The sequence below is a fragment of the Algoriphagus sp. PAP.12 genome, assembly GCF_026652115.1.
Taxonomy (GTDB): domain Bacteria; phylum Bacteroidota; class Bacteroidia; order Cytophagales; family Cyclobacteriaceae; genus Algoriphagus.
Genome location: NZ_JAPPSQ010000003.1, coordinates 89,770 through 102,129, shown reverse-complemented (window position 1 = coordinate 102,129; position 12,360 = coordinate 89,770). Strand labels below are relative to the sequence as shown.

The following is a 12,360-nucleotide window of genomic DNA, read 5'->3' as shown; positions in this document are numbered from 1 at the left end:
ATTTGGATATAATAGAATATTATTTAATCCAACCCAAAATGCCATGAAACTCAAAAACTACACATTCCTATTCAGTTTAGTATTTATTTTTTCTTTGATGTCCTTCCATTTGCCTTCCAGTGTGGAAGAGTCTTTTGATGGAAAATGGGAAGTTTTGGTCAAAGATACTCCCCAAGGAAATGCGACGATCCCTATGCGTTTTGAAACTGTGGACGGTGCGACAAAAGGCTATTTTTTGGAAACTCCAGATGGAGAGGAAAAAGCAATGTCTTCAGTAACAATTAAAGAAGGTAAACTGACAGCTTATTTTACTATTACTGGCTATGACGTGTATATCAGCCTTCAAAAAATAGATGATGACAATGCTTCTGGTTCATTGATGGATATGTTTCCTGCTGAAGGGAAAAGAGTCAAATAATTCCATTCTCTTAATGCCAAAAAAAGGCAGCTTGAAACCAAGCTGCCTTTTCCAATTCATATTAAACCCAAATTATTTTTTCAAAGTAAATTCTGGAAGGTATTTGATCTTTCCACCTTCCATGGCTGATTCATGAGCCAAAATACCTACACAAGTAATGTTGGCAGATTGTCTTGCATCTGGATAAGGAGCTCTTTCTGTATATAGTGCCGAAAGAAACTCATGAACCAAATGTGGATGTGAACCTCCGTGACCTGAACCCTGGATAAAGGACAAGTGTTGATTGTCATCAGAGTCATACACTCCCTGTGTGGTAAATCCAGCGATTTCATCCGGCAGTAAATGCGCGTAATCAGGGATTTTTACTTTCTCAGGAACCTCACCTGTATGGATTACTGAGTCTTCATGCTCGATCAAAGTCCATTCGAAGGACTTTTCAGAACCATAGACATCAAAGCTTTCTCTGTATTGACGTGCTGTATTGAATAGAGATCTGGTCACTTCTGCAGAAAGATCAGAATCTTTCATTTTGATATGACAAGTCTCAATGGCAAATGGAGAACCGTATTTAGGAATCAGGTTTTCATCAATCGTTCCTGATCCGAAGCATGAAACGTATTCAGCTTCACCTTTAGGCAATGCCAAAACAGGTCCTACGCAGTGTGTGGCATAATGCATAGGAGGGAGCCCTTCCCAGTATCCTGGCCAGCCTGCCATTTCTTGTTGGTGTGAACCTCTCAAGAATTGAAGTTTACCCAATTCTCCTTTCTCATACATCTCTTTGATGAAAAGGAATTCCCGGCTATAAACCACTGTTTCCATCATCATATATGTCAATCCAGTTCTTTCACATTCTTCTACGATCTTTTTACAATCTTCAACAGAAGTTGCCATTGGAACTGTACATGCCACATGTTTGCCTGCCTGAAGCGCCTTAATGGACTGCTCTGCGTGATTCTGGATCGGAGTATTGATATGAACTGCGTCGATGTCTGGGTCTTTTAGCAATTCGTCGTAATCGGTATATACTTTTTCGATTCCGAAAGCCTTACCGATTTCCTCTGCTTTCTCTTTATTTCTTTGGCAAATTGCATACATGTTTGCCCATGGGTGCTTTTGGTAAATCGGAATAAATTCCGCTCCAAAACCCAAGCCGATAATTGCTATGTTGATTGGTTTCTTACTCATAATCTATTTTAAAAAAGGGTTATTGTATGGTTAATTGACTCTTATTCTGCTGCCCAGGATTTTAGAAATTCATATCCTTCTTTGGCAAAACCATCTTGACTTGGAACCAATGGTTTCCAGATACAAACTGCTCCAGCAAGTTCTTTCACTTCCGGAGTAAAGCTTTCGATGGAGATCGTTCCTTTGTAATTGACAGCTTCCAAGCCTCTTTTCCAAGCTGCCCAGTTAGTCTGCCCAGTTCCAGGAGTTCCTCTGTAGTTTTCGGAAACCTGAACATGGATCAATTTGTCACCAACAGTTTTGATAGCTTCTTCGATGCTTGGCTCCTCGATATTCATATGAAATCCATCCAAAAGAGCTTTGGCTTCTGGCTCATTGATATCTGTGATCAATTGCTTGAGTTCTCCAGCTGTATTGATTAGGTCGGTTTCAAATCGATTTAAAGTTTCGATTGCTATATCCAATCCCTGAACTCTGGCTCTTTCACAAACTTTTCTCAAGTTGGTAACTGCCAAATTCCATTCGACTTTCTTCTGCTCAGGAGAAACCAATCTTGCTTTTCCCACAGCTGAATACATTGGGCCAGCTACAAAACCGGCACCTAATTGGGCTGCGATATCAAAGCATCGATCTAGGTAATCAAAACAGGTCTGATGAAACTTAGGATCCTCATTGGTCAAATCACGTGTAGGTCCAAATGCCCCGCAAATAATGGGCGCTAACCCATTACTTGCTAAAGCATCTGCTACAACAGGTATGTTTATTAAGTCAGGATCTTCTACAGGGATTTCCACTGCATCATATCCGTATTCTTTGATCTTAGGAAATAGAGCTATGGTTTCTGAGTTAAAAGGGGAGGTCCATAACCAAGTACTGACTCCAAATTTTACGTCTAATGCCATTTTACTCTACGATCATTGTTCCAAACATAATTCTCCAGTGTCCAGGGACTGTACATACAAATGGATATTCTCCTGGCTCTGTAGGTGCAGTGAAGACGATGGTTTCTACTCCTTCAGGATCAACCAGCGCAGTTGCCGCAATCACTTCAGGGATATTTGGAACATAATTTTGTTCAGCTCCTTTTGGATCTCTTGCCAATTCATCAGCAGCTTTACCGATGATTTCCATGGTGCCTTTTTTACCTATTACCAGGTTGTGCTGCATGAAATCAGGGTTTTCTACATCGATTGTTACTTGAGAGCCTGCTTTCACAGTGAAAGTAGACTTGTTGAATTTCATCTCATGAGGAACAACAGCGATTTTCACCATAGAAGTACCATTGGCATTGGATGCTGAGGTATCTTCTGAGCCAGAAGCCATTCCAGAACCAGGTTTTTTCAAGCCCAGAGTAGATTTGTTACTTAATCTACCGTTGAACCACCAAGTTCCTTCGTATTTACCAACCACATATCGACTGTCATTGGTACCAGCTCTTACTCGGCTAGGTGTCAATTCTTCTGTAAACAATCCGGCAGTTTTTCCTTTTGCTACTTCAGCTCCATCTATTTTAAGCGTCATAGATCCATCTTCTACCAAAGTTGCATCGATAGTAAACAATTCTTCAGGAAGTCCTTTTGGAGAGCTGATGATGGTTTGCTTTTCATTCTGAGCTACTGCGAAATACAATCTGTCATCCATGACGTATAAGCTATAGCCATTCGTATTATTTCCTTGAGCTACCAAAACTCCTTCCAAAGGATCATTCGCCTTGGAAATCATCATTCGGATAGAGATTTCTTTTCCTCTCGCATCTGGAGGGAAAAGGATGGAGTTACGCTGATCCAAAGGATATTGCTCACTAACCAAACCTCTTGCAATTTTCTCAGTCAAAGTCAATTCTTCCTCTTTGTCAAATGCAGGATCCAAGTCAACAAACTCTGTTGGATGAGCTAAAACAGCTGAGAAAATGGCTTGTGGCAAATAAGAATCGTCGGCGTTTTCAGCATTTGCAGCAGCTTTTACCAATTGCTTGGAGGCTTCTTCGGAGAAAGGCATTTCTGAAAGTGTCAAGAATGCATATTTTCTAGTATGAAGATCTTTATCCTCTAGGATTCCCGAACCCAAAATAGCTTTCAAAGTTTCTTGAGTAGGAGGAAGGACTCTCAACGCATTCTTTCTAACTCCAGCTGATGGATGCTTCAAAGCTTTCTCCACAATCATATCTGCTTCTCTATTACTTCCATCCAATTGGCCTAGACCATGCAAAGCCCAAAGAGCATTGATTGCAGGACCATTGATTCCGATTTCGTCAGTGGACTGATCAGAAATGATTTTATACAAATCAGAAAGGACTTCAGTGTTTTTGTTTTCTACGATCAAACGCTGAGCAGTCAATCTCCAGAACATATTTTCGCTCTTCAGTGCCTCAATAAGCTCTGAGTTGGAAGCATCTTTCAGGTCGAAAGTTTTGGATGGTGTACCACCTTTATAAACTACGCGATAGATTCTACCATGTTGACGGTCACGCATCGGGTTGATATAGGCATTACCTTCTCCATTTTCCCAGCCTCTAGGAGTTGGGTTGTGCTGGATAATAAAGTTATACCAATCAGCTACCCAAAGTGCTCCATCAGGACCTACTTCTGCGTGAACAGGAGAGAACCACTCGTCTGAACTCGCTAGAATATTGAATTTGTTCTTTTCGGTATATCCAGAGCCATTTGCATTGATTTGGGCATTGTGAAGCACACGTCCAGTTGGCTCAGCTACGAAAGCAATTTTGTTCCAATAAGATTCAGGGAAACTTCTAGCAGTGTAGAAATTGTGTCCAGCAGCAGCAGTATAAGATCCATGCCAGTCAACCTGTCTCAAGAATGGAGTCAAATGAGGCATATCATAGTGGGTATCGATACCATGAACTGTATTAGCAGATCCTTGGTAAATAGGTCTCTTGATATACTTATTGGCCATGGAGTAATACACTGAGTGTTGTCCGTTGGCAGTAGAGATAAAAGTTTCGAAATCTTCGGTGAAACCCAATCCCCATGTGTTGTTGGAGGTATTTCCTAGGTATTCCAAGTTTTCGCCAGATGGCTCAAATCTATAAACACCTTGTCCAAAAGAATGTCTTTGGCCGCTTACTTCACCATTGAAGCCAGAGTAACCTAAAACTCCCCAAACTTTATTATCAAATCCGTATTTCAAGTTAGATGGACCTGCATGAGTATCTGATTTACCCCAGCCAGTCATTACTACTTCTTTTACATCTGCTTTGTCATCTCCATCAGTATCTTTCAAGAATACAAAATCCGGAGCCATAGAGATCAAAACACCCCCGTTAACTGCCATAATAGAAGTAGGGATATTCAATCCTTCTGCGAAAATGGTCACTTTATCAGCTTTGCCATCCCCGTCGGTATCTTCCAAAATTTTGATTTTGTCATCGCCTCCTTCTTTTCTGATTTCATTTGGATAATCAGTGGTCTCGATCACAAACAATCTACCTCTTTCATCCCAAGTCATCGCAATTGGGTTGATGATCATTGGTTCAGAAGCAAAAAGCTCCAATTCAAAGCCAACAGGCACCTGAACCAATTTCATGCTCTCTTCTGGAGAAAGTGGATGCTGGAATCGTGGAGCTGGATCTCTTTTTTCGTAGTTAGGAATCTCCGCATCTTCGAAAGTAGGAGTAGGGATATTGTAAGCAGTCAATAGCTCATTGACTTTATCACCTACAGCCCATAGAATACCATTTGCTACAAGCTGCTGGAATTCTTCTTTTTCCCATGTTTTTTCATTGTGCCCATAGGCAGTATAAAATACACGTCCTTTTCCTTCATCACGGGTCCAAGTGTAAGGCTCACGATGGTCACCTTCCACTCGCTCCATTAATACATGCATGTCAGGATTTACTTTGGAATGGACATAAGTCTCATCCCAAGTTTCAAATTCCTCAATTCCATCCATGATAGGATGCTCAGCATCTATTATATCCACAGTAAAATCTCCCACACCATGTGTGCTAAATTGCCCTCCGACGGCTGATATGTACCAATCAGAATTTTGGAAGCAAAAAGAGGCGCTGTGAACAGGAATTAAAGCTTTACCACCTTGAACATAGTCCTTCAGAGCAGATTCTTGATCTGGGGAAATTTGGTCGTGGTTGGCATAAATCATCAATCCGTCATAGTTGGCAAGGGTACCTGGATTGAGGTCATTGGGATCGGTTGTGTAAGTTAGGTTGATCCCTTTTTGAAAAAGAGGAGTTTCTAAATACATCATCAATTTCTCAGAATTGTGATGTTCACTCTCGTGTCCTAAAACCAAAATCTCCACTCTACGTGGCTCGGTCATGGAAAGGAAGCTCTGCTCTTTTTTGCAGGCGAATAGCAGGGTCAAGAAGGCTAAGACAATGAAACCTCTAAAACCCGATTTGTTGTAATTACTCATCCTTTGGGTTTATGAATTTTTTTAGGCTACTATATTCCTAATTTTAGAAGAGGAAATCCAACTGTATACTTTTAAATTCTGACTGTTTTTTGATATTTATTTTTACATTGTAAGCAAATCTTATCAATAATCAGGAATGAAACCTGTTCAAAAGTCAAGAATTCCAGCAAATAAAGCGTTTATAATCAGGGAGTTAATTGCTCCATACTTTGATAATAAGTGGCATTTTCATTCTGAGTTTCAGCTCTTTGTGGCTTTGAAAGGGAAGGGTACCCGATTCATCGGCGACAATATGCAGTCTTTCGAGGAAGGAGACATGGTCATGACCGGTCCCAACTTGCCTCATCTCTGGAGAAATGACCTTGAATATTTTGATTCCAATTCAGGCTTGGAAACCCATGGGATCGTCATTTATTTTCCTGATACGTTTTTAAACAACTCGGTATTTAAGCTTGAAGAGTTCAGTTTTATCTCCTCATTGCTTCATAGGTCTTCCCGAGGAATTCAGATTACCGGCAAAACCAATTTGGAGGTTACTAGCCTGATGAAGGAGCTTTTGGAAATTGAGGGGATTGAAAGTATCATCCACTTATTGAAGATTTTGCAAAAAATAGCCGTTTCAGAAGATTGTAAACTGATCACAGAGGCTACCTATATCAACACCCATAAGGAATCAGAAAAAGATCGGATGGGGATGGTTTTCGATTTTGTAATGCACAATTTCAGGGATAAAATCTCCTTAAAAGAAGTCGCTGATATCTGTAATCTCTCAGAAAGTGCTTTTAGCCGCTATTTTAAAAGTAGAGCCAATCAGTCCTTTTCAGATTTTCTAAGCCAAATCAGGATCAATCACGCTTATAAATTGCTGCAGGACGAATCCATGAATATCAGTCAAATCTGCTACGAATGCGGATTTTTCACTCTTTCTAACTTTAATAAGCAATTTAAAGAGCGAAGCGGTAAGACTCCTATAGAATATAGAAAGGAATTTACCACCCGCTACTAAACCTATATAAGGAGTTAGGCTTTGAATTTTTCCTGAATCCCGTCCAAATAGGTCGAGCTCACCGGAACAGTATGACCTTTCAGATGCAATTGATGTCTTTCAATGCGATTGACCAATTGGGCATTTGCCAAAAAGGATCGATGAGTCCGGATAAAATAGGAGGGCAGCTCCTGTTCCACCTGGGCCAAAGTCATTCTGCTGATTACTTTTTGATCTGCCAACTGGAAATTCACATAATTTGCTTGGGACTCACAATACAAGAGATCCTGAAAATCTACCCGAACGCTTCCCTCATTGGTTTTCACAAAAATATGAGAAGGCTCATTGCCGGGTTGAAGAGAAAGCCATTCCTGTGCTTTTTGACAAGACTTGAGAAATCTGGAAAAGGAAAAAGGCTTTAGCAAGTAATCCAAGGCATCCAGTTCAAATCCTTTCACCGCAAAATCAGAATAAGCTGTGGTGAAAATTACCTGGGTTTCCGCAGGAAGTAATTCTGCCAAATCAATACCCGAGATATCAGGCATATTGATATCCAGAAAAACTAATTGAACGGGACTGGCTTTCAGATATTCCAATCCCTCAACTGCATTGGTAAAGTATTCTTTTACTTCTATAAAAGGAACTTTGGAGGCGTGCGATTTGATCACCTCCAAAGCAAAGGACTCGTCGTCGATGGCTATTGCCGTCAGCATAAATTAATGTAGTTGGATGGAAAAATGTACAAAGAAATCAGAGTCATTGGAAACAATACTGAGTTCGTGTTTATCAGGATAGGTCAATTCTAGTCGTTTTTTGACATTTTCTAAGCCTATTCCTGATTCTTCACGGTCCTGTTCAGATTTAGATTTTTCTGGGTGAACGCTATTCACTACATCCAAATGAAGAGATCCGGCAATGCATCTCAAATTGATTTTGATCCAGGATTTCTCCTTGGAACTGATTCCATGTTTGAAGGCATTTTCTACAAAAGGAATAATCAGCATGGGAGCTATGTTCCCTGAACATTGGTTTTCATTGATCTGAATATCTACGTCCAGATTTTTCTGAGCTCCAAAACGAAGCATCTGCAGGTCCAGGTAGTTTTTTAGATAAGTGATTTCACGGCTAACCGGGATTTGAGGCATTTGATTTTCATGCAACATAAAGCGCATCATATCTCCAAGCTTCTGAATTCCATCAGATGTCTTTTCTGCATTTTCCATCAAAGAACTCGCATAAAGAGTGTTTAAGGCATTGAACAAGAAATGCGGATTGATCTGAGAACGCAAAAAGTCCATGCTGGCATTTCCCTGATTGACTTGGGTGGTCAAGGTCGATATTTGACCCACAAATGAATCGTATTTTTTGAAGATCATATACATCAATGGATACACAATCAGCAGTAGGAATGCAACTACACCGATTCCGGCTAGAAAAATCAACTCATTGTTGTCTTCAGCTGAAAAAACAAAAAAGACAAAAAGAATGATGGTCACCAGTCCCCAGTTAAACCAGCGGGACTTTTTGATTTTACCTTCCAATTTGTTTTTGTAAACCAAATAGTACTGATAAATGCCCAAAATCAGAATTCCCGGGACTACCATTCCCAATATCACCAAAGGACCTGGATTGGTTATTGGAATCATTTGAAACAAAAACAGGATGGTAAACAAGTAAATTGTAAATAGACGGGTGATATTATAGACTTGGAAATCCCTGATTTTGGGAGGAGTAAGAGCTTGTTCTAGGATATAAGCAGTTATTAAATAGGAACCATAAAGTACAATGGCCCCTACATAAAATGTCGGAAAAGGGGAATTAATTAGACCGGAATTGTATCCGAAAAGGATGGAAATAAATAGGCTGACAAGTCCAATTAATATGGTATAAAGAATGATTGGAAGAGGTTTTTGGTTGCTTTCATATTTTGGAATCAATACCATGTGAATCAAGTGGAAAGCAACAAATAAAGCTACGGGTACTACCAATCGGGAAATAAATTTGAAAATTACAATATTGGAGTTTTCATATAACCCGGGTCTATAACCAAATAAATTGAATAAAAAGATGCAAAGGAAGGCAAGGGTGATCACCCACCATTCAATCTGTCGAAAGTCTAAACTTTTGTTTTTCATGAGATTAGCTGAAAGAAACTAGCGTGAATAATTGATACAACAGCGCCAGAAGCATCAAAAATAAGTATCCACGGTTGGAATCCTTTAGATGGTTAGGTGTTTCGCTGCTTTTTGTTTTCATGAAACAAGAATACAGCATACCGACTCCTTACTCAATTAGGTGGGATGAAATAGGGGATAGGTGGGATGGAAATTTATAGTCCATAGTTATTAGACTTTGGTCCATGGATAAATTTGAAAGTAGTAAATGGTTTTGACTTAAGCCCAAAGGACCGCAATTTCCCCAGGTAGCGCAAGTCTCCTGACTTGTGCTGGAATACATTACAGTTTTTAACTGCTGATATTGCTGAAAATTGATTTAGTTTTTGGACTTTTTGCAAAGAAAAGCAGTCAGGAGACTGAATAATGATAGGTCCAAGTCAGGAGACTTGAACCAAAGTAAGATTTAAAACCCCTAAAACCTAAAAAGGATACATCTCCAAATCGATTCCCCATAAAACAGGTAATAGGAAGTAAACCATCAGGGTTACCAGGATAATGGACAGGATATTGAGCCAAAAGCCGGCACGTACCATGTCTTTCATCTGCAGGAATCCCGAACCAAAGACAATCGCATTGGGAGGGGTGGCAACGGGTAGCATAAAGGCACAACTTGCTGCCAATGTTGCTCCAACCATCAATCCAAAGGGATGCAAATCCAGTTTGATAGCCACAGAAGCCAAAATAGGCAATAACATGGAAGCCGTTGCCACATTGGAAGTGACTTCAGTTAAGAAATTTACCGAGGCAATGATGACTAAAAGCAAAATGAAGAATCCAACACCTTCTATTAAAGTAAAGCGCTGACCGATCCACTCGGCTAAGCCGGTTTCCTTAAATCCTTCTGCCAAGGCCAAACCGCCACCAAAAAGGATCAAAACTCCCCAAGGAATCTTTTCAGCAGTTTTCCAGTCCAATATTCGACCTTTCTTTTTAGAATCAGGAAGCATAAAGAGGATCACAACACCCGTCAATACGATGATCGTGTCATCAATTCCAGGTATATAGATCGAAAGAAAAAAGCTTCTGGTGATCCAGGCCAAACAAACCAATGAGAAGACAATCAATACGTTTTTTTCCTCGTAGGTCATTTTACCCAATTCCTTTAAACGATCAGAAACGATGGATTTGGCATTTTCCAGGTTGAATCGACGGGGGAGAGGATTGGCGAAATTCACCAGGTAATACCAACAGATAAAAATCAGAATCACGGACAAAGGAAAGCCAAATAGCATCCATTCATTAAAACCAATCTGGTAATCGTATAAATCTGAAACCACCGCGGCTAAAATCGTATTAGTTGGAGTTCCGATCAAAGTTGCCAAACCACCAATAGAAGCACTATAGGCAATTCCTAGCATAATATTTTTGCCCAGTTTGTCTCCAAGCGCTTCATTTTCAGCACCAAATTGGCTTTGGAATTGCTTGACAACAGCCAAACCTATCGGTAACATCATCAAAGAAGTAGCTGAATTGGAGATCCACATGGAAAGAAATCCTGTGGCAAAGATAAAACCTAATACTATAGTTCTCAGATTGGTTCCAATCAAATTAATGATCGATAGGGCGATTCTACGATGCAAATTCCATTTTTCAATCCCTGTAGCCATCAGAAAACCTCCCATATAAAGCATTACTGTCGGATGCATATAGTTGGCAGAAACACTTCCAATCTTGAGAATTCCCATTGTTGGCATCAAAACTAATGGCAAAAATGCTGTAGCAGCAATAGGCAAAGCTTCGGTAATCCACCAGATGGCCATCCAGACAGCCAGTGCCAACATGGATTGAGCTTGAGGATTCAAATCTGGAGACTCTACCAAAAAAAGAATTGCTAGGAATGCTAGAGGCCCGGCAAATAGGCCAAGAGTTGAAAGATTAATTTTCATTCAGCGCTTTAAGAGTGGTGGTTTTAAAATTTGCTGAATTTATAAATAATCTCGGAAAAGGGAATGTCTGAAATATTCTAGTTAACATAATATAAATTATGTAACATTTCAATCAGATTTATAATTGGAATACCTGATTGGGAACCTTTCATTCCAAAAAAGCTAGCCTCAGAAATGCCACTTGGATCTTAATTAGAAAAATGGACAAGATTTATTAACTTAAAATAATTTTCAGGGTATACGTGGGAAACTGCATTGGGAAATGAAAATAGTAAAATCGATAACAAATGGATTTTTTAAAAAAGACTGTTTCTTTACAACGTAATATATGGTCGAAAGATTTAACTAATAGAACGATTGAAGAAATTCTCTCAAGTATTAAATCTGATCATTATAAACAGATCACATTAAATTTAAGAAAATTATTGAAAAGTGATCCAGAGAAATACAAAGCTGAAAAATTGAAATTAAATGCTGTAACCTTTACTGCATCATTCTCCCAAAGAAGAAAAATTGAAAATATTGATAAGTATAATAGTTTAATTGTTATTGATATAGATAATTTAAAAAAGGATTCAATTGTTGAAGTTTATGATTATCTAAATACTGATGAATATGTTTTTTCATTTTGGAAATCTCCTTCCGGTCATGGGTTTAAAGGATTGGTTCCTATTAACTATAACTTTGATATTGCAAAATTTGATTTACCGGAAATCCATAAATATTCTTTTTCATGTTTGAGAAGTTATTTTTCAGATACCTATGATATTGAACTTGATGCAAGCGGCAATGACATTCCACGTCTTTGTTTTCTCTCGTATGATTCTAATTTAGTTATTAAAAAAAAATTATACAATTTTATGATTGAAGAGGATCTTCATGCAGATTATATCAATAATTCACTTTCAAAACATGAAGATGGCTTCGCTTCTCAAACTAATCAGAATTTTAAATTTGAAAATGATAAAAGCAAAAATAATTTACTTTATAGGCAAGAGATAGGTTCTATACTTAGATTCTTGAAAAGAAAGAATACATCGATAACCAATAATTATAACGATTGGTATAGAGTGGCAATGGCAATTGCTAATACATTTGATGTGGATGAAGGTTTAAAAATATTTAGATCATTTAGTGAATTAGATAAGGATAAATTTAACCCTATAAATTGTGACATATTTCTAAGAAATTGTTATAAAACTTCTAGAAATAAAATTTCATTCAATACCATAAGATACTTAGCGAGTAAAAAAGGTTACATGTGAAATAATGAGAAAAAGAATTTAGATGGGCACTAAATCGATTTTTATAAAA

At 38.7% G+C, this 12,360-nt stretch carries 9 protein-coding genes; 3 read left to right on the top strand and 6 right to left on the bottom strand.

All coding sequences use genetic code 11. The annotated features are described in order from the left end of the window. Positions 1 to 43 precede the first annotated feature (43 nt). Positions 44 to 418 carry a hypothetical protein gene (locus O0V13_RS05380; RefSeq protein WP_268033971.1) on the top strand — a complete coding sequence of 125 codons (375 nt, stop codon included), beginning with the start codon at positions 44 to 46 and terminating at the stop codon, positions 416 to 418. Positions 419 to 490: 72 nt separating this feature from the next. Here O0V13_RS05380 and O0V13_RS05375 read toward each other — a convergent pair whose 3' ends face one another. From O0V13_RS05375 to O0V13_RS05365, 3 genes are read right to left on the bottom strand one after another with little or no spacing between them, the layout of a single operon-like run. Further along, the gene (locus O0V13_RS05375) at positions 491 to 1,606 is read right to left on the bottom strand and encodes a Gfo/Idh/MocA family protein (RefSeq protein WP_268033970.1); all 1,116 of its coding nucleotides are present in this window, start codon (positions 1,604 to 1,606) and stop codon (positions 491 to 493) included. Between the two features lie 41 nt (positions 1,607 to 1,647). Then, entirely contained in the window at positions 1,648 to 2,508 is an 861-nt protein-coding gene (locus O0V13_RS05370) for a sugar phosphate isomerase/epimerase family protein (RefSeq protein WP_268033969.1), read from the bottom strand. A 1-nt stretch (position 2,509) separates the two neighbouring features. Continuing rightward, positions 2,510 to 5,998: a PVC-type heme-binding CxxCH protein gene (locus tag O0V13_RS05365; RefSeq protein WP_268033968.1), complete on the bottom strand. Its 3,489-nt coding sequence runs from the start codon at positions 5,996 to 5,998 to the stop codon at positions 2,510 to 2,512. Between the two features lie 136 nt (positions 5,999 to 6,134). On the opposite strand from O0V13_RS05365, the gene O0V13_RS05360 reads away from it, so the two are divergent. Beyond that, on the top strand, positions 6,135 to 7,004 hold the full coding sequence (locus tag O0V13_RS05360) for an AraC family transcriptional regulator (RefSeq protein ID WP_268033967.1): 870 nt from the start codon (positions 6,135 to 6,137) through the stop codon (positions 7,002 to 7,004). A gap of 14 nt (positions 7,005 to 7,018) precedes the next feature. Here the strand turns inward: O0V13_RS05360 and O0V13_RS05355 are convergent, their stop codons facing one another. The 3 genes from O0V13_RS05355 to O0V13_RS05345 all read right to left on the bottom strand — a co-directional run bounded on the left by O0V13_RS05355 (position 7,019) and on the right by O0V13_RS05345 (position 11,046). Beyond that, positions 7,019 to 7,696, bottom strand: a complete 678-nt coding sequence (locus tag O0V13_RS05355; RefSeq protein ID WP_268033966.1) for a LytR/AlgR family response regulator transcription factor — start codon at positions 7,694 to 7,696, stop codon at positions 7,019 to 7,021. 3 nt (positions 7,697 to 7,699) lie between these two features. Further along, complete coding sequence (locus O0V13_RS05350; protein ID WP_268033965.1) at positions 7,700 to 9,118, bottom strand: sensor histidine kinase; 1,419 nt, start codon at positions 9,116 to 9,118, stop codon at positions 7,700 to 7,702. A 461-nt stretch (positions 9,119 to 9,579) separates the two neighbouring features. Continuing rightward, positions 9,580 to 11,046, bottom strand: a complete 1,467-nt coding sequence (locus tag O0V13_RS05345) for an SLC13 family permease (RefSeq protein WP_268033964.1) — start codon at positions 11,044 to 11,046, stop codon at positions 9,580 to 9,582. Positions 11,047 to 11,333: 287 nt separating this feature from the next. On the opposite strand from O0V13_RS05345, the gene O0V13_RS05340 reads away from it, so the two are divergent. Then, the gene (locus O0V13_RS05340; RefSeq protein WP_268033963.1) at positions 11,334 to 12,311 is read left to right on the top strand and encodes a BT4734/BF3469 family protein; all 978 of its coding nucleotides are present in this window, start codon (positions 11,334 to 11,336) and stop codon (positions 12,309 to 12,311) included. Positions 12,312 to 12,360: the final 49 nt, after the last annotated feature.